This window comes from Brevundimonas sp., from assembly GCF_029946145.1.
Classification (GTDB): Bacteria; Pseudomonadota; Alphaproteobacteria; order Caulobacterales; family Caulobacteraceae; genus Brevundimonas.
The window spans coordinates 152,741-169,070 of record NZ_JAQSDY010000013.1 but is presented as its reverse complement, the minus strand read 5'-3'; the positions used below and the strand labels follow the sequence as shown (position 1 = coordinate 169,070).

At 68.9% G+C, this 16,330-nt stretch carries 17 protein-coding genes and 3 tRNA genes; 15 read left to right on the top strand and 5 right to left on the bottom strand.

The features are described from left to right. Window positions 1-202 precede the first annotated feature (202 nt). Window positions 203-697 (top strand): peptide-methionine (R)-S-oxide reductase MsrB, encoded by a 495-nt coding sequence (gene msrB, locus PSV23_RS06435; RefSeq protein WP_300467054.1) that lies wholly within the window; start codon window positions 203-205, stop codon window positions 695-697. Here the strand turns inward: msrB and PSV23_RS06430 are convergent. Both PSV23_RS06430 and phaC read right to left on the bottom strand, forming a co-directional pair. Next, the gene (locus PSV23_RS06430; RefSeq protein WP_300467052.1) at window positions 685-1,068 is read right to left on the bottom strand and encodes a hypothetical protein; all 384 of its coding nucleotides are present in this window, start codon (window positions 1,066-1,068) and stop codon (window positions 685-687) included. The genes msrB and PSV23_RS06430 overlap by 13 nt on opposite strands. Continuing rightward, window positions 1,065-3,056 (bottom strand): class I poly(R)-hydroxyalkanoic acid synthase, encoded by a 1,992-nt coding sequence (phaC, locus tag PSV23_RS06425; RefSeq protein ID WP_300467050.1) that lies wholly within the window; start codon window positions 3,054-3,056, stop codon window positions 1,065-1,067. Before phaC ends, PSV23_RS06430 begins: the two co-directional genes overlap by 4 nt. Before the next feature lie 120 nt (window positions 3,057-3,176). On the opposite strand from phaC, the gene PSV23_RS06420 reads away from it, so the two are divergent. From PSV23_RS06420 to PSV23_RS06365, 12 genes are all read left to right on the top strand, one after another. After that, window positions 3,177-3,590: a hypothetical protein gene (locus PSV23_RS06420; protein WP_300467048.1), complete on the top strand. Its 414-nt coding sequence runs from the start codon at window positions 3,177-3,179 to the stop codon at window positions 3,588-3,590. A gap of 61 nt (window positions 3,591-3,651) precedes the next feature. Next, entirely contained in the window at window positions 3,652-4,608 is a 957-nt protein-coding gene (gene glpX, locus PSV23_RS06415; protein WP_300467046.1) for a class II fructose-bisphosphatase, read from the top strand. Continuing rightward, window positions 4,608-6,422 (top strand): single-stranded-DNA-specific exonuclease RecJ, encoded by a 1,815-nt coding sequence (gene recJ / locus PSV23_RS06410; RefSeq protein ID WP_300467044.1) that lies wholly within the window; start codon window positions 4,608-4,610, stop codon window positions 6,420-6,422. The genes glpX and recJ overlap by 1 nt, the downstream gene beginning before the upstream one ends. A gap of 235 nt (window positions 6,423-6,657) precedes the next feature. Further along, window positions 6,658-6,732: transfer RNA gene (locus PSV23_RS06405), tRNA-Glu, on the top strand. Between the two features lie 116 nt (window positions 6,733-6,848). Further along, window positions 6,849-7,268 (top strand): response regulator, encoded by a 420-nt coding sequence (locus tag PSV23_RS06400; protein WP_300467042.1) that lies wholly within the window; start codon window positions 6,849-6,851, stop codon window positions 7,266-7,268. Window positions 7,269-7,376: 108 nt separating this feature from the next. Beyond that, the gene (locus tag PSV23_RS06395; RefSeq protein WP_300467040.1) at window positions 7,377-7,946 is read left to right on the top strand and encodes a cold-shock protein; all 570 of its coding nucleotides are present in this window, start codon (window positions 7,377-7,379) and stop codon (window positions 7,944-7,946) included. 28 nt (window positions 7,947-7,974) lie between these two features. Next, window positions 7,975-8,445 carry a DUF192 domain-containing protein gene (locus PSV23_RS06390; protein ID WP_300467038.1) on the top strand — a complete coding sequence of 157 codons (471 nt, stop codon included), beginning with the start codon at window positions 7,975-7,977 and terminating at the stop codon, window positions 8,443-8,445. A 52-nt stretch (window positions 8,446-8,497) separates the two neighbouring features. After that, a tRNA-Pro gene (locus PSV23_RS06385) sits at window positions 8,498-8,574 on the top strand. A gap of 27 nt (window positions 8,575-8,601) precedes the next feature. Then, window positions 8,602-8,907: an ETC complex I subunit gene (locus PSV23_RS06380; RefSeq protein ID WP_300467036.1), complete on the top strand. Its 306-nt coding sequence runs from the start codon at window positions 8,602-8,604 to the stop codon at window positions 8,905-8,907. Between the two features lie 112 nt (window positions 8,908-9,019). After that, window positions 9,020-9,096 (top strand) — tRNA-Arg (locus PSV23_RS06375). A gap of 37 nt (window positions 9,097-9,133) precedes the next feature. Further along, window positions 9,134-9,904: an exodeoxyribonuclease III gene (locus PSV23_RS06370; protein ID WP_300467034.1), complete on the top strand. Its 771-nt coding sequence runs from the start codon at window positions 9,134-9,136 to the stop codon at window positions 9,902-9,904. Window positions 9,905-9,946: 42 nt separating this feature from the next. Continuing rightward, complete coding sequence (locus PSV23_RS06365; RefSeq protein WP_300467032.1) at window positions 9,947-10,402, top strand: hypothetical protein; 456 nt, start codon at window positions 9,947-9,949, stop codon at window positions 10,400-10,402. On the opposite strand, the gene metC is transcribed toward PSV23_RS06365, so the two are convergent. Further along, a complete protein-coding gene (metC, locus tag PSV23_RS06360; RefSeq protein ID WP_300467030.1) occupies window positions 10,392-11,564 on the bottom strand; it encodes a cystathionine beta-lyase in 1,173 nt (390 codons plus the stop codon). The genes PSV23_RS06365 and metC overlap by 11 nt on opposite strands. Before the next feature lie 101 nt (window positions 11,565-11,665). On the opposite strand from metC, the gene PSV23_RS06355 reads away from it, so the two are divergent. Together PSV23_RS06355 and PSV23_RS06350 are read left to right on the top strand one after the other, a co-directional pair. After that, on the top strand, window positions 11,666-12,769 hold the full coding sequence (locus PSV23_RS06355; RefSeq protein ID WP_300467028.1) for an amino acid ABC transporter substrate-binding protein: 1,104 nt from the start codon (window positions 11,666-11,668) through the stop codon (window positions 12,767-12,769). 28 nt (window positions 12,770-12,797) lie between these two features. Further along, the gene (locus PSV23_RS06350; RefSeq protein WP_300467026.1) at window positions 12,798-14,108 is read left to right on the top strand and encodes a dicarboxylate/amino acid:cation symporter; all 1,311 of its coding nucleotides are present in this window, start codon (window positions 12,798-12,800) and stop codon (window positions 14,106-14,108) included. 142 nt (window positions 14,109-14,250) lie between these two features. On the opposite strand, the gene PSV23_RS06345 is transcribed toward PSV23_RS06350, so the two are convergent. Together PSV23_RS06345 and PSV23_RS06340 are read right to left on the bottom strand one after the other, a co-directional pair. Next, window positions 14,251-15,087 (bottom strand): sulfurtransferase, encoded by an 837-nt coding sequence (locus PSV23_RS06345; protein ID WP_300467025.1) that lies wholly within the window; start codon window positions 15,085-15,087, stop codon window positions 14,251-14,253. 20 nt (window positions 15,088-15,107) lie between these two features. After that, window positions 15,108-16,328, bottom strand: a complete 1,221-nt coding sequence (locus tag PSV23_RS06340; protein ID WP_300467022.1) for a cyclopropane-fatty-acyl-phospholipid synthase family protein — start codon at window positions 16,326-16,328, stop codon at window positions 15,108-15,110. Between the last annotated feature and the right edge of the window lie 2 nt (window positions 16,329-16,330).

The window sequence follows — 16,330 nt, the reverse complement described above, 5'->3', positions numbered from 1 at the left end:
CCCGGGCCTTGCCTCCTATCCGCGCATCCCCGCGAAGGCGGGGACCCAGGCTTAAGCCCCGCCGCCGGCGTCGGGTTGAGCGTCGGTTCGTTCAGACAGCCTCGTTGCAGTTCAAACCTGGGTCCCCGCCTTCGCGGGGATGCACGGAGTTTGTGGAGTCGTTGGCTTGAAACCTGCGCGGCGGCGCCGACGTATCTCCTGCATGACCCAGATCAACCGCCGTCATCTGTTCCTGACCGCCGGCGCGGTCGCCCTGTCGGCGTGTGCGCCGGAGAGCGCGGACGCCTCGGTGGCGCAATATGCGAACTCGCCGTTCCGGCGTCTGACGGACGCCCAATGGCGGGCGCGGTTGCCGGCGGCCGCCTACCAGACGCTGCGGCATGAGGCGACGGAACGGCGCGGGACCAGTCCGCTGAACGACGAACATCGGCGCGGAACCTTCGTCTGCCGGGGCTGCGACCTGCCGCTGTTCCGGTCGCAGTGGAAGTTCGACAGCGGCACGGGCTGGCCCAGCTTCTACGAGGTCATCGCCGCCAATATCGGGACGAAGACCGATTTCGCCATCGGTATTCCGCGTACGGAGTATCACTGCGCCCGCTGCCTGGGGCATCAGGGACATCTGTTCATGGACGGGCCGCGGCCGACCGGAAAACGCTATTGCAACAATGGCGTGGCGCTGAAGTTTCAGCCGGCCTGACGGCTGGCCTTGATCGCCGATTCCGCCGTGGCGCCGAACCAGACCGAGGCGATCAGCACCAGCAGACCATAGTCGGGCCCGGGCCAGAAGACCGGGATCGCCGCGGCGGCGATGATCAGCATCGGGAAAAGCGAGGCCCAGGCCGCCGTGCCCCGGCTGTCGGGATGGATCATCGGCGGGCGCGGCGTGATCTTCATCATCCGCAACATCACCGGATTGAGCAGCACAAAGCCTCCGGCGCAGATGATGGCCAGCAGGGGATTGCGGATCAGGCCGATGGGCGGGCCGTAGACGGTGGCGGTGATGACCACCAGCAGCAGGGCGCAACCCGTGGTGATCGCCAGCAGCAGATTGGGTTCGAGACGCTTCAAGACTTCACTTTCACATAGGATCCCGGGGCCGGTTCCAGCGGCGGAAGCGGGCCTTTTTCGGGATCGCGGGCGGGGACCCAGTCACCCGACCGGGCATGCAGCCAGTCCGCCCAGTGGTTCCACCAGCTGCCGGGGTGCTCCTCGGCCCTGGCCTGCCATTCGCCGAGGGTCGCGGGCAGGGCGGGATTGGTCCAGTGCTGGTACTTGTTCGCCGACGGCGGATTGACCACGCCGGCGATGTGGCCCGAACCAGCCAGGGTCAGGGTCACGTCGGCGTTGGAAAAGGCGCGGGCCGAGCGGTAGACCGAATTCATCGGCGCGATGTGATCCTCGCGGCTGGCCTGGAAATACAGGGGGATGGTCACCTTCGACAGGTCGACCTTGATCCCGCCGATGGTGAACTCGCCGCGGGCGAGGCGGTTCTGGCCGTACATGGAACGGAGGTAGTCCATGTGCAGCTTTTTCGGCATGCGGGTCTGGTCGGCGTTCCAGAACAGCAGGTCGAAGGCGGGCGGGTCCTTGCCCATCAGATAGTTGCTGACGAAGAAGGACCAGATCAGGTCGTTGGCGCGCAGGGCGTTGAAGGTCTCGGCCATGGCCGCGCCGGGCAGGACGCCGCCGGCGGCGTCCATCTGCTGCTCGATCTCGTTGAGCCAGTGCTCGTCGGTGAACAGCAGCAGGTCGCCGGCCTCGGCGAAGTCGTGCTGGGCGGCGAAGAAGGTGTTGGCCGTGACGCGCGTGTCGCCCTTCGCCGCCATATGGGCCAGGGCCGCGCCCATCAGGGTGCCGCCGATGCAGTAGCCGACGGTGTTGATGTGCTCGGACCGCGACTGCTCCAGAGCCTTTTCGATGGCGCGGTAGACGCCCTTTTCCAGATAGTCGTCGAAGCCGAAGCCGGCCTTGTCCTTGTCGGGATTGACCCAGGAGCAGACGAAGACGGTGAAGCCCTGGGCCGAGAGCCAGCGGATCATCGAGTTCTCGGGCTGGAGGTCCAGGATGTAGAATTTGTTGATCCACGGCGGGAAGATCAGCAGGGGGATGGCGCGCTGCTTGTCGGTGGCGGGGTCGAACTGGATCAGTTCGAACAGCTCGTCGCGCCAGACGACCTGGCCCGGGGCCGTGGCGACGTTCTCGCCGACGACGAATTTGCCGTAGTCCGCCTGGCTGATCTTCAGCTTGCCGGCGCCGCGCTCCATGTCGGCGGCGAAATTCTGCATCCCCTTCACCAGCGATTCGCCGTTCGACTCGGCGAGGGCCTTCAGGGCGGCGGGGTTGGAGGCGAGGAAGTTGGAGGGGGAGAAGGCGTCGGTCAGCAGTCTGGTGAAGAATTCGGCGCGGCGTTTGACCAGGGGATCGACGTCCTCGACGCTGGAGACGAGGCCGTTCATCCAGTCGGCGGTGACCAGATAGGACCGGCGCATGACGTCGAACATGGGGTTCTCGGACCAGGCCGGGTCCTTGAAGCGCTTGTCCTTCGAAGGAGCGGCGGGGGCGTCGTCGCCGGCGGCGCGGCGGGTCGCGGAGGCCCACAGGTCCATGTAGCGGTTGAAGAGGTCGGCCTGGGCGGCGAACAGCTTGTCGGGCCGCGAGGCCAGGCTGGTCATGACCGAGTTCATGGCCGGGCCGACGTGGAAGGGGTCAGGCGACAGGGCGGCGGGGCGATCGGCCTGGGACAGGGCGGCCTCGGCGATGGCCGTCTGGGCCGTCATGGCCGCCCTGGCCAGGTTCATGGACAGGGTTTCGAGCATCTGGCGCTGGTCGGCGCCGGGGAAGGCGAAGGCGCCGGCGGGCGCGGAGGCGGCGATCTCGGGCGCGGGCGCGGGCGCGGGCTCCGGCTTCGGGGCGGGGTGGGGCGCGGCCTGTGCGGGCGGCGGCGCCTTGGCGGCGCGCGGGCGCGGCGGCTTGGCCGAGGTGGGGCGCCCGGACTTGCGCGGCGGACGCGAGGCGGTCTTGTCCGGAGCGGGCGGAGGAGTCGGACGCTTGGCCATGGGGAGGGCTCCGGAGGTCGTCGGGATCGGTCGCAAGGGTCGCGCGCGCCCTTCCGCCTGTCGCGATCATGGCATATGACCGCCCCTGATATGAACGCACCAATCCGGAAAATCGCAGCGATGACGGCGGCGGTCCTGCTGACGGGGGGGCTGACGGCCTGCGCCGGCGCCTTCAACGCCGAGACCGACGCCAGTTCGCCGGTGGCGCCGAGGGTGCAGGCGCTGGTCGATGCGAATCGCGAATACCCGCGCTGGGCCGACTTCCCCAGGGTGACCGAGCCCGTGCCGGAGCCCGTCGCGATCGCGGCCCAGGTCAACACCCTGCGGGTGACGGGCGGCACCCTGGCGGGCGAGGTCTCGCGCATCGACTGGCAGGAGACGGGCGACCCCGCCGCCTACGCCGCCGAGGTGCGGGCGCGGGTCGACGCCGTCCCGGTCGCTCCCGTGACGGCCGGGACCCAGGCCGAGATGGAAGAATTCATCCGGCGCACCCGCGAACGCGGCCGCGCCCCGCCGCCGGTGGATCGCCGCTAGCGCCCATAGAACTGTCGCCCGGCCGGTAGAATCCGGGGATCATCGTCCAAGGAGAACGCCCATGGCCGCTTCGGCTCCCTATGCTTCCACGCTGGCCGCCGACGCCGCGCGGGTGACCGAACTGGCCGCCATCGCCAGCTACGCCCAGATCGGCCGCGGCGACGAGAAGGCCGCCGACCAGCTGGCCGTCGACGCCATGCGCACGGCGCTGAACGCGCTGGATATCGACGGCAAGATCGTCATCGGCGAGGGCGAGCGCGACGAGGCGCCCATGCTGTACATCGGCGAGAAGGTCGGCACCGGGAAGGGGCCGGCCATCGACATCGCCCTCGATCCGCTGGAAGGCACGACCCTGACGGCCAAGGCCATGGCCAATGCGCTGTGCGTGCTGTCGATGTCGCCGGGCGGCGGCATGCTGCACGCGCCCGACACCTATATGGACAAGATCGCCATCGGGCCGGGATTCGCCCCGGGCACCGTCGATCTGGACATGAAGCCCCAGGACAATGTCCGCTCGCTGGCCTCGGCCAAGGGTGTGAAGCCGGAAGACATCACGGTCTGCGTCATGGACCGGCCGCGCCACGCGGAACTGATCGCCGCCCTGCGCGAGGTGGGGGCCAAGGTGGTGCTGATCACCGACGGCGACGTGGCGGGGGTGATCCACACGGCCGAGCCCGAGACGGGCATCGATCTGTATCTGGGCTCGGGCGGGGCGCCGGAAGGCGTGCTGGCGGCCAGCGCGCTGAAATGCGTCGGCGGCCATTTCCAGGGCCGGCTGATCTTCCGCAACGACGACGAGCGGGAGCGGGCGCGCAAGACCGGCGTCACCGATTTCGACCGCAAATACGACCTGCATGAGCTGGTGTCGAAGGACGCCATCTTCGCCGCCACGGGCGTGACCAAGGGCGCCATGCTGGACGGGGTCAAGGTCGCCGGCGGCTTCGTCTCGACCCATACGCTGGTGATGGATTCCTCGACGCGGACGGTCCAGCGCATCCGCACGATCCGGCCCCTCTGATGGCGGACGGGGGCGCGGTCCCGGACGTCGGGCCGGCGTTCCTGGGCGTGTCCCGCTCGCTGTCCGGCCGCGCGTGGCGGCAGAGGCCCGCCGAGGCGGGGCTGATCCGCAGCCATATGCAGGCGCTCAACCTTGAGGAGCCGCTGGCGCGGGCGCTGGCGGCGCGGGGCGTGCGGGCCGATCAGGGCGCGGACTTCCTGCAGCCGACGCTGAAGGCGCTGTTCCCCGATCCGTCCAGTTTCATGGATATGGACGCGGCGGCGGAGGCGATCCTCGACGCCCTGCAGGCGCAGGCCTCGATCCATGTGTTCGCGGACTATGACGTGGACGGAGCGTCCAGCGCGGCCCTGCTGGTGCGCTGGTTCCGGGCCATGGGCGGGGACCTGCCCATCTATGTGCCGGACCGGATGACCGAGGGGTATGGCCCCAGCGCGCGGGCCTTCGACACGTTGAAGACCTCGGGCGCCGATCTGGTCATCACCGTCGACTGCGGCGCGGCGGCCAATGAGGCGGTGGCGCATGCGGCGGCGATCGGGCTGAAGGTCGTGGTCATCGACCATCACATGATGCGCGAGCATCCGCCGGTCTGCGCCGCCGTGGTCAATCCGAACCGGCCGGGCTGCAACTCGGGGCAGGGTAATCTGGCGGCGGCGGGGGTGGTGTTCGTGCTGCTGGCGGCGCTGAACCGCGAGGCGCGGCGGCGGGGGATGTTCGCCGATCTGAAGGAGCCGGATATCCGCCACTGGCTGGATCTGGCGGCCATGGGGGCGATCTGCGACGTCACGGGGCTGACGGGGTTTAACCGGGCCCTGACCAGCCTCGGGCTGCGGCGGATGTCGGAGTGGGGCAATCCGGGATTGAGGGCGCTTCTGGCGGCGGCAGGAGCCGAGCCGGGACCGGCCAAGTCGAACCATGCGGGCTTCATTCTGGGCCCGCGGATCAACGCCGGGGGCCGGATCGGCAAATCGGACCTGGGCGCGCGGCTGCTGTCGACCGACGATCCCGCCGAAGCGGCGGCGCTGGCCCAGGAGCTGGACGCCCTGAACATCGCTCGCCGCGAGGTCGAGCGGCAGGTGACGGATCAGGCCACGCGGATGGTCGAGGCGACCGGCGTCCATGCCGACGGCTCGGCCGTGGTGGTGATCGAGGGCGACGACTGGCATCCGGGGGTGGTCGGCATCGTGGCCGGCCGGCTGCGCGAACGCTGGCGCAAGCCGGTGGTGGTGATCGGCGTCGATGCGGTGAACGGGATCGGCAAGGGCTCGGGCCGGTCGCAGCCGGGCATGAACCTGGGCCGGGCCGTGCAGGCCGCCTGGGAGACGGGCGTGCTGCTGGCCGGGGGCGGCCACGCCATGGCGGCGGGACTGACGGTCCGCGCCGACGACATCGGACGGCTGCGGGACTTCCTCAACGAGCGGATGGCGGGCGAGCAGGCGGCGGCGGATGCGCTGGATGTGGTCGAGATCGACGCCCTGATCGACCCGGGCGCGGCGACGCGGGGCCTGTTCGAACAGTTCGAGCAGCTGGCGCCCTTCGGACCGGCCAATCCCGAGCCGCTGTTCGCCCTGGAGCATGTCTCGGTGCGCGACGCCGTGGCCATGAACGGGGGCCATGTGCGCTGCCGGCTGGTCGGGGCCGACGGCGCGTCGGTAAAGGCCATCGCCTGGCGCTGCGCAGACCTGCCCGGGGGCCAGTCGCTGCTGTCGGGACAGGGCGGGCTGAGCGTGGTCGGCCGGCTGAAGGCCGACGACTGGAACGGCCGCAAGGGCGTGCAATTCGAGATCGAGGACTTGGCCGATCCGCGGATGGTGTGACGTCTCCTCCCTGTCGCGAAGCGATGGGGAGGTGGCGCGGCGCGGATACGCGCCGTGACGGAGGGGGCGACGCTGACGGTAGCTCGTCGGAGCGCCAAAACCCCGCCACCGAGTCGCCCCCTCCGTCTCGTCGGCTGAACGCCTCCGAGCCACCTCCCCATTCGCGTCGCGAATGGGGAGGAGAGGGGTTGCACGCCCCGGAATCGGCGGCTATATCGCCCGCTCTCCGCGCAGCGGTCCCTTCGTCTATCGGTTAGGACGTCAGGTTTTCAACCTGAAAAGAGGGGTTCGACTCCCCTAGGGACTGCCAGCGCGGAGCCTTCCCCTTTTTCACCGCCGACCCCGCCGCGGCGCCGAGCCTTTCAGGGTCTGGCGCGTTGGAACGGCGTGTCCGGTGTGCGGGCGGAGGATGGCCGGTTGATCGAAATGTCCGCAGACCCGGGTCAGACATCGTCATTCATCCCGCCTGCCCCCGGCGCGCGCGCGTCCATCCTGATGGTCGAGGACAACGCCGAAGTGCGATTGATGGGAGCGACCCTGCTGGAGGAGGCGGGGTTCGAGGTGCATCAGGCCGGCGACGCCGACGAGGCGCTGGCCCTGGTGAGGACCGGGCTGGCTTTCGACCTGCTGTTCACGGACGTCGTCATGCCCGGCGACATGGACGGGGTGGCTCTGGCGGCCGAGGTGCGCCGGCTTCAACCGGGGGTTCCGGTGCTGCTCACGACCGGTTGGGGCGACAGGGTCAACGGTTGCGGGGGGCTGGACCTGATCGGAAAACCCTACCGTGCGCCCGAGCTGACGCGGAAAATTCGGGCGCTTCTGGACGACGCCGAAGGCTCGATCTGACCGCATATGTCGCTTTCTGGCGAAAACAGGGGTTTTTTGCTTTTCCGAGCTTCACAGAACCGTGTTAAATAAACGCCGTCCGCAAGGGTCGCGGGCAGGGGGAAGGCTGTGTCTGACTACGAGGGCGTTGGGACGGTCGCTGCGGTGCGTATTGCCGGCCGGGTGAAATGGTTCGATCCCGGCAAGGGATACGGCTTCATCGTGCCCGACGACCCGTCGCTCACCGACATGAAGGACGTGCTGCTGCACATCTCCAGCCTGCGCGACAGCGGGCGGGACACCGCGCCGGAAGGCGCGCCGATCACCTGCGATTGCGCCCGGCGTCCCAAGGGCTGGCAGGTCACCGAGGTGCACGACCTGGGCGAAGGCGATCCCGAACTGGCTCCCGCGCCGAAGCGCACCGGCTATGACGGGCTGAGGCAACAGGAAGCGTCGCGCGTCGCCGGGACCGAGACGGCGTCCGGGGGGCCGCTGGAGACCGCCGTCGTAAAATGGTTCAATCGCACCAAGGGCTACGGATTCGTGGTGCGCGACGGCGCGCCGGGCGATATCTTCGTCCATGTCGAGACCTTGCGGCGCTGCGGGCTGGATGACCTCCTGCCGGGCGAGACGGTTGCGGTGCGGTTCGCCGAAGGCCCCAAGGGGCTGGTGGTCGCGGAAATCAGGCCGGGCGGATAGTCTCCGCCCCTTTGAGGGTGGATGCGAGATGCTACGTCGTGGAATACTGGCCGTCCTGTCCTCCGCCGTCCTGCTGGCCGCCTGCGCAGGCGCGGGGACGCCCAAGGACGCGAACGGCAATCCGCTGGAACCCCTGACCATCACCACCGCCAGCGGCGAGCACCGGTTCATGGTGGAGATCGCCGACGACGCGGCCGAACGGGAACGCGGGCTGATGTTCCGCGACCCGCTGGCGGATGACCGCGGCATGCTGTTCCAGTTCCCGGACGTGGCCGAGCGCGGCTTCTGGATGCGCAACACGCCCAGCCCGCTGGACATCATCTATATCGACCCGCGCGGGCGGATCGTCTCGATCGCGAAGAACGCCACCCCTCGGTCGGACACGGTCATTCCGTCGAACGGCCCGGCCAGCGGCGTGCTGGAACTGCGCGCGGGCCGCGCCGACGAGATCGGGGCGAAGGCGGGCGACAGGGTGCGCCATCCTTTCTTCGCCGAATAGCAAACACGCGTTGCGGCGGGGCGCCTCCCGTGGCAAGAGCCCGCCTCTGGATCGGGGTGTAGCGCAGCCTGGTAGCGCATCTGGTTTGGGACCAGAGGGTCGGAGGTTCGAATCCTCTCGCCCCGACCAGAGAGATCGAAGAGCCCGGAGCTTCCCATGCTTGCCCGCATCCACCGCCCCGCCAAGACCGCGATGCAGTCCGGCAAGGCCTCGGCGAGAGAATGGCGTCTGGAGTTCGAACCGGCGTCGGCGCGGACGATCGATCCGCTGATGGGCTGGACCAGTTCGAGCGACATGAACGGCCAGGTCCGCCTGACCTTCGATACGGCCGAGGAGGCTGTAGCCTATGCCGAGCGGCACGGCATTCCGTTCCGACTGCACGAGCCGCAGGATCCGCCGGTGATCCTCAAGGCCTATGCCGACAATTTCGCCACCTTCCGCAAGGTGCCGTGGACGCACTGAATTCTTTTGCGGCTACCGCGCTTCGCCGCATCCTTGTTCGGCTACCGCGCTTCGCGCTACTTGAGCCGTGCTGTTGTTCGGCTACCGCGCTTCGCGCTACTTGAGCCGTCGGGCGCCCATAGCTCAACCGGATAGAGCACCCGCCTTCTAAGCGGGATGTTGCAGGTTCGAGTCCTGCTGGGCGCGCCACTCCTGAACCGCGCCGACGCCCGCGCATTGAGGGGCGATGCGGATCGCGACCTTCAACATCAACGGCGTCAACACGCGGCTGCCGAACCTGCTGGCATGGCTGGAGGAGGCGCGGCCGGATGTAGCCTGCCTGCAGGAGCTGAAGGCGACCGATGCACAGTTCCCGGAGGCGGCTATCCGCGACGCCGGCTATCATGCCGTATGGAAGGGGGAGCACCGCTGGAACGGGGTGGCGATCCTGTCGCGGGTCGAGCCGGTGGTGACGCGGCGCGGGCTGCCCGGCGACGAGGCGGATGCGCAGAGCCGCTATATCGAGGCGGCGGTGGACGGGATTCTGGTCGCGTCCCTGTATCTGCCCAACGGCAACCCCCGGCCGGGGCCGAAATTCGACTACAAGCTGGCCTGGTTCGAGCGGCTGATCGCCCATGCCGAGGGGCTGCTGGCCAGCGGGGCGCCGGTGGTGCTGGCGGGGGACTATAACGTCGTGCCGACCGAGGCGGACATCTACAACAGCCGTTCGTGGAAGAAGGACGCGCTGCTGCAGCCCGAAAGCAGGGCGGCGTATGCGCGGCTGCTGGATCACGGGTGGACCGACGCCTTGAGAGAGCGGTTTCCGCACGATCCGCCGCCGTGGACCTTCTGGCAATATTTCCGGCAGGCGTGGGAGCGGGATGCGGGTCTGCGGATCGACCATCTGCTGCTGAGCCCGTCGGCGGCGGGACGGTTGAGCGACGCCGGGGTGGACCGCGTGGTGCGCGGGCGCGAGCGGGCCAGCGACCATGCGCCGACGTGGATCGTGCTGGACTGAACCGGGACGGAGCGTGGCCGTTCAGGGATCATGGCGCGTGCCTTGAAAGTCTTTTCGTACTCTGACGGCTTCCACTCCTGGACCGTGGCGGCGACGTCGCGGGCGAAGGCGCTGGAAGCCTGGGGCGTGAAGCGGGACCTGTTCAAGGACGGCTCGGCGGTTGAGGCGGCGGAGGGGCCGGACAAGGCCGCCGCGCTGAAGGCGCCGGGCGAGCTGATCGAACGCGGACTGTCGGTCGATATCGGCAAGGTGGAGAAGACGAAGGCTCCCAGGGCGATGAAGAAGCGAGGTCCCGGCGCGAAGGACCTGGCCCGGATCGAGGCGCTGGAGGCCGAACTGGCGAAACTGGACGCCGAGCAGGCGCAGGAGACGCAGACGCTGGAGGCGCGGCGGGCCGGGCTGGAGCGGGAGGCGGCGGTTCTGGCGGGACATCAGGCGAAGGCCGCGGATGCGCTGCGTGCGAAGCTGAAGGCGGCGCGGGCGAAGGTCAGCGGATAGCGGCCCGCCAGGCGGCGAGACCGATCTCAAGGTCGGCGAGAAGGTCGGCGGGCGATTCCAGGCCGATGTGGAGGCGCAGCAGCTCGCCCTGAAGTATGGGCGGGTGGTTGCGGAAGGCGAGTTGGCCGGTCTCGTGAGTGATCAGGCTTTCGAACCCGCCCCAGGAATAGCCGAGGCCGAACAGCTCGAGCGCCGACATCAGGGCGTGGGCGGCGGCTTCGTCGCCGCCGTGCATGACGACGCCGAACAGGGAGGCGGCGCCGGTATAGTCGCGGCGCCAGAGGTCGTGGCCGACCGAGCCGGGCAGGGCGGGGTATAGGATGCGGGCGACCTCGGGGCGGGCCTGCAGCCAGGTCGCGACGGTCTTTGCCGAGCGGGCCTGTTCCTCATAGCGCAGGGGCAGGGTGCGGATGCCGCGCAGGGCCAGCCAGGCGTCATCGGGGGAGACCCGCCAGCCGAGGTCCTCGATGGTTTCAGCGATGGCGCGGCCGACTTCGGGCCCGGCGACGGCGATGGAGCCCATCAGCAGGTCGGAATGGCCGCCGACGTATTTGGTCACGGCCTGGACGCTGACGTCGACGCCGTGGGCGAGGGGGCGAAAGGCGAGGCCGGCCGCCCAGGTGTTGTCCATGACGGTGCGGACGCCCCGCGCGCGGCAGGCGGCGGCGAGGGCGGGCACATCCAGCATCTCGAATGTCAGGGAGGCGGGCGATTCGATCAGCAGGACGCGGGTCCGGTCGGTCAGGCAGGCGAGGATGTCGTCGGTCCGGGCGTCCGCAGCATGGAAGGCGGTCGTCACGCCGCGGGCCTTCATGTGCCGCGTCAGAAAGCGGCGGCTGGGGCCGTAGAGAGCGTCGGTGGTCACGACCTCGTCGCCGGGGCGCGCCAACGCGGTCAGGGGCACGGTGACGGCGGCGAGGCCGGAGGGGACGAGGAAGGCGTCGGTGGCGCCCTCCAGATCGGCGAGGGCGGCGCGCAGTTCGCGGGCCGCGGTCAGGTCCTCGATGCCGTAGACGGGGCCGAGCGTTCCGTCGCGCATGTCCGCCGGCGCATCATTCAGCAGGGTGGAGGCCCGCTCTACCGGCGGAGCAACCGCGCGGCGGCCACGGCCGCGCCGGGTGGCGGAGGCGATAAGGCGGGTGCGGTCGCTGCGGTCGGACATTCGGGCCGTGGGAAGGCTTGCGGTTCGGTCTGCAAAAGCCTCTAAAGCGAGGCGGGGCGCAAGGTCTGACACGGCTTCGGCGAGGCTTAATGAGGGCAGGTTTGGCAGGAGGCTGGACGGCGACCGCTGCAATCGTGGCGGCGCTCCTGACGCTGGCCGCTTGCGGGCGAGGCGACCGTCAGGCCGACAAGGACGCGGGCGAGGACGTCGGCGCCCGGACCGACGTCGCCGCTCCTGCCTTCGCCAGTCCGACCCTGGCCGCGATCAAGCGGCGCGGCCGGTTGAACTGCGGCGTGCATGAGGGACTGGTCGGCTTCGCCTTTACGGACAACCGCGGCCAGTGGCGCGGATTCGACGCGGACTTCTGCCGCGCCCTGGCGGCGGCGGTTCTGGGCGATGCGGACGCGGTGCGTTTCGTGCCGCTCGTCAGCAGCCAGAGGTTCGAGGCGCTGCGCAGCGGGCGGGTCGACGTGCTGTGGCGCTCGACCTCGTGGACCCTGTCGCGGGAAGCCCGGGAGGGCGTCCGCTTCGCCGGGATCAACTATTATGACGGCCAGGGCTTCCTGGTGCGCCGGTCGCTGGACCTGGCCAGCGCCACGGAGCTGAACGGCGCGCGAATCTGCGTGCAGCGCGGCTCGACCTCGGAGCTGAATGTCGCTGACTGGTTCCGGTCGCGAGGACTGGAATACACCCCCGTGGTCACCGCCAATGAGGAGGCGGCGCGCGCGGCCTACGGGCGCGAGGACTGCGACGCCTTCAGCGCGGACATCTCGGCCCTGGCGGCGGCCCGCACCACCTTGTCGAATCCGGAACAGCACGCCGTCCTGCCCGACGTCATCTCCAAGGAGCCGCTGGGGCCGGCGGTCAAACAGGGAGACGACGCCTGGACATCGATCGTGCGCTGGACCCTGAACGCGGTGATCCTGGCCGAGGAACTGGGGGTGACCCAGGACAATGTCGATCAGCAGGCGGAGGATTCGCGCGATCCCCAGGTCCGGCGCCTTCTGGGCGTCGAGGGCGACTTCGGGGCCATGATGGGATTGCGCCGGGACTGGGCGAAGTCGGCGATCGAAGCCGGTGGAAATTATGGAGAAATCTTCGCGCGGAATGTCGGCGGGGATTCATCGCTCGACCTGACGCGCGGGCTTAACGCACAATGGAATGCAACGCCGGGCGGCCTGATCTACGCCCTGCCCATCAGATAACGACATCGGCCGAGGGCCGGGGGGACGCATGGAAACGACGAAAAAGGGCGGCGTGCCGCTCTACCTGTGGATGCTGCTGGGCTTCGCGGCCGGCCTGGGGGGCGGGCTGTACGTCAATCTGACGGGCCAGACGGTGATCCCGGAGGTGATGTCGATCATCCAGGCCGTCGGCCAGATATTCCTGCGCCTGCTGTTCATGCTGGTCCTGCCGCTGCTGTTCGCGGCCCTGGCGGTCGGGGTGGCCGAGATGGGCGATCTCAAGTCGCTGGGCCGGGTCGGCTTCAAGACCCTGGTGTTCACCGTCGTGGTCTCGGCCATCGCCGTGGGCATCGGCCTGGGCATGGTCAACTACTTCCGCCCCGGCGACGGGGTCGATCCGGTGCTGGCCCAGCAACTGCTGGCCCAGGGCGCCCAGGGAGCCTCGGCCATCGTCGGCAATGCGCCCAAGAGCATCGAGGCGGGCCAGTTCTTCCTCGACATGATCCCGTCCAACGTCTTCACGGCGGCGGCTGACAACCAGATCCTGCCGGTGATGATCTTCGCCCTGATCTTCGGCATCGGCATGGTGATGGCGAAGAGCCCGGCCACCGACGCGCTTCAGAACGTCCTGCAGGGGCTGCTGGAAGTGATGATGAAGCTGATCAATCTCGTCATCAAACTGGCGCCCGTCGCCATCGCGGCCCTGATGTTCAACCTGTCGGCGGTGTTCGGCTGGGATCTGCTGGTGCGGCTGGGAGCCTATGCCGGCGTCGCGGTCGGGGCGATGGCGATCCACATGTTCATCGTCTATCCGCTGCTGGTCTGGATCTTCGGCGGCATGAACCCGCTGAAATTCGCCAACGGGGTGCGCGAGCCGTTCGTGGTGGCCTTCTCGACCGCCTCGTCCAACGCGACCCTGCCGATCGCCATCAAGGCGGCGGAAGAGAAGCTGAAGCTGCCGCGCCGCATCTCGCGCTTCGTGCTGACGGTCGGGGCGACGGCGAACCAGAACGGCACGGCCCTGTTCGAGGGCGTGACGGTTCTGTTCCTGGCCCAGTTCTTCGGCGTCGACCTGAACCTGCAGCAGCAGCTGGTGGTGATGCTGGTCTGCATCCTGGGCGGCATCGGCACGGCCGGCGTGCCGGCCGGATCGCTGCCGGTCATCGCCCTGATCCTGACCATGGTCGGGGTGCCGGCGGAGGGCATCGGCCTGATCCTGGGCGTCGATCGCTTCCTGGACATGTGCCGGACCACGCTGAACGTCACGGGTGATCTGGTCGCGGCGACGGTGGTGTCACGCGGCGAGGTTGACGTGCCGGCCGATGTGGCGGGACCCGAGCCGGTCGCGCCGCCGGTCTAGGTATCTTCCCGCCCACACGGCGAATGCCGGGGCCCGGTTCGCAAACTCGATCACCGAGACAAGCAAGCCGGGCACAAGGTGATCGCGCGTGACTTCCATCCGGGCGCCGGCATTCGCCGGGATGAGCGGAGATAAATGCGTCTCAGCCGGTCCCAACCGGCGTGTCGGGTCGGCCGCCCCATTCTGCCCAGCTGCCGTCATAGAGGCGGGACGGCCTGCCCAGCTCGGCGAGTCCGAGGCTGAGGATGGCGGCGGTGACGCCCGAGCCGCAGGTGGTCACGACCGGACGGTCCGGATCGACCCCGGCGTCGCGGAAGGCCTGTTCCAGGGCCGTTCCCCGCTTCATCGTCCCGTCGACCTCGAGCAAGGCCGGGAAGGGCAGGTTCAGCGCGCCGGGCATGTGGCCGGAGCGCAGACCCGCGCGGGGTTCGGGCTCACGGCCCTGGAAGCGACCGGCCGACCGGGCGTCCAACACCTGAACTTCCGCCTCCAACGCTGTGCGAATGTCAGAGAGTTCGGCGACGGCGTCGGCGTCATGGCGCGGAGAGAAGACGGCGGGGACCGGTGCGGCGGACGGCCCACTCTCCACCGGACGCCCTTCCGCCACCCATTTCGGCAGGCCGCCATCCAGTACACGGACGTTCGCCGCGCCCATGACGCGGAACATCCACCAGGCCCGGGCGGAGGAGCGGATGCCGACCGTGTCGTAGACGACGATCGCGTCCCGTTCCGAAATCCCGAGGCTCCCCATGCGCGCGGCGAAGACGGCGGGTGTGGGCAGCATGTGCGGCAAGTGGCTGTCCGGATCTGAACTGGCGTCCAGATCGAAGAAGACCGCGCCCGGCAGGCGCGCCGCCTCGAAATCCGGCCGTCCGTCGCGCCCATCCAGATGCCAGCTGGCGTCAAGGATGCGCAGGCCGGGATCGTTCAGAGACGCCGCCAGCTCTTCGGTTGGGATCAGGGGCGAGGGAGCGGTCATGTCGGGGTCCGGCGCCGCGATCAGTCGCGCGCGAGGACCAGCTGTATCACGTCGGTCCGGGCTGAACGGAAGCCGGCCTCGCAATAGGCGAGATAGAAGCGCCACAGCCGCCGGAACCGGTCGTCGAACCCGCCCATGCGGCGGATGTCGCCCCAGGCGGCCTGGAAGCGCTCGTCCCAGAGCCTGAGCGTCTCGGCATAGTCCTGACCGAACCGCTCTATGGCCCGCCACTCAAGCCCCGCACGGTCGATGACGGGTTTCAGCGACGTCTCCGACGGGAGCATCCCGCCGGGGAAGATGTATTTCTGGATGAAGTCAGTGCGCTTGTTGTAGCCGGCGAACAGGGCGTCATCGATGGTGATGATCTGCAGGCCCGCCTTGCCGCCGGGCTTCAGCACATCGTGGATCTTGCCGAAATAGGCCGGCCAGTATTCCTGGCCGACAGCCTCGAACATCTCGATCGAGGCGACGCGGTCGAAGGTCCCCTCGACGTCGCGATAGTCGGCCATGCGGATGTCGACGCGGTCGGACAGGCCGGCGTTGAACATGCGCTGACGGGAGAAGTCGAACTGCTCCTGCGAGATGGTGACGGCGGTGACGCGGGCGCCAGCCTCCTTCGCCGCGAACTCGGCAAACCCGCCCCAGCCGCAGCCGATCTCGAGCACCGACTGACCGGATTGCAGGTCCATCAGCCGGGCGAGGGAGGCGTATTTCTCATGCTGGGCGGCCTCCAGAACCATGTCTCCCCGGGTGAACCGGGCCGAGGAATAGGTCATCGAGCGGTCCAGCCACGAGGCGTAGAAGGCGTTCCCGAGGTCGTAGTGGGCGTGGATGTTCTTGCGCGAGCCTTCGCGGCTGTTGCGGTTCATGCGGTGGGAAACCCAGTGGACCGCCTTCATCACCGCATGGCCGTCGACCAGGCGTCGGATGTGCTCGTAGTTGTGGGCGAAGGATTCCAGAAGGCCGGCGAGGTGCGGGCTTTCCCACTCGCCGGCCATGTAGCCTTCCGCGAAGCCGATATCGCCGGACGCCAGGACGCGGCGGGCGAAGCGATAGTCCTTGATGTCGAAGACGGCCGACGGGCCCGGCTGCGACCCTTCCAGTTGATGCACCTCGCCATTGGGCAGGAGGACAGTCAGGCGGCCGAAGGTCCAGTTGGCGGCCAGAAGGCGCAGCAGGAATGAGAACCCGCCGGGGGTGCGGGCGCCTGCCTCATGCCGCTCGGCGGTGACCGACGTCATGA

What these genes read in the sequence shown, in the direction of transcription:
- msrB (WP_300467054.1), top strand. Translation starts at nt 203, where the DNA reads ATGACCCAGATCAACCGCCGTCATCTGTTCCTGACCGCCGGCGCGGTC.
- phaC (WP_300467050.1), bottom strand. Translation starts at nt 3,056, where the DNA reads ATGGCCAAGCGTCCGACTCCTCCGCCCGCTCCGGACAAGACCGCCTCG.
- PSV23_RS06420 (WP_300467048.1), top strand. Translation starts at nt 3,177, where the DNA reads ATGACGGCGGCGGTCCTGCTGACGGGGGGGCTGACGGCCTGCGCCGGC.
- glpX (WP_300467046.1), top strand. Translation starts at nt 3,652, where the DNA reads ATGGCCGCTTCGGCTCCCTATGCTTCCACGCTGGCCGCCGACGCCGCG.
- recJ (WP_300467044.1), top strand. Translation starts at nt 4,608, where the DNA reads ATGGCGGACGGGGGCGCGGTCCCGGACGTCGGGCCGGCGTTCCTGGGC.
- PSV23_RS06400 (WP_300467042.1), top strand. Translation starts at nt 6,849, where the DNA reads ATGTCCGCAGACCCGGGTCAGACATCGTCATTCATCCCGCCTGCCCCC.
- PSV23_RS06390 (WP_300467038.1), top strand. Translation starts at nt 7,975, where the DNA reads ATGCTACGTCGTGGAATACTGGCCGTCCTGTCCTCCGCCGTCCTGCTG.
- PSV23_RS06380 (WP_300467036.1), top strand. Translation starts at nt 8,602, where the DNA reads ATGCTTGCCCGCATCCACCGCCCCGCCAAGACCGCGATGCAGTCCGGC.
- PSV23_RS06370 (WP_300467034.1), top strand. Translation starts at nt 9,134, where the DNA reads ATGCGGATCGCGACCTTCAACATCAACGGCGTCAACACGCGGCTGCCG.
- metC (WP_300467030.1), bottom strand. Translation starts at nt 11,564, where the DNA reads ATGTCCGACCGCAGCGACCGCACCCGCCTTATCGCCTCCGCCACCCGG.
- PSV23_RS06350 (WP_300467026.1), top strand. Translation starts at nt 12,798, where the DNA reads ATGGAAACGACGAAAAAGGGCGGCGTGCCGCTCTACCTGTGGATGCTG.
- PSV23_RS06345 (WP_300467025.1), bottom strand. Translation starts at nt 15,087, where the DNA reads ATGACCGCTCCCTCGCCCCTGATCCCAACCGAAGAGCTGGCGGCGTCT.
- PSV23_RS06340 (WP_300467022.1), bottom strand. Translation starts at nt 16,328, where the DNA reads ATGACGTCGGTCACCGCCGAGCGGCATGAGGCAGGCGCCCGCACCCCC.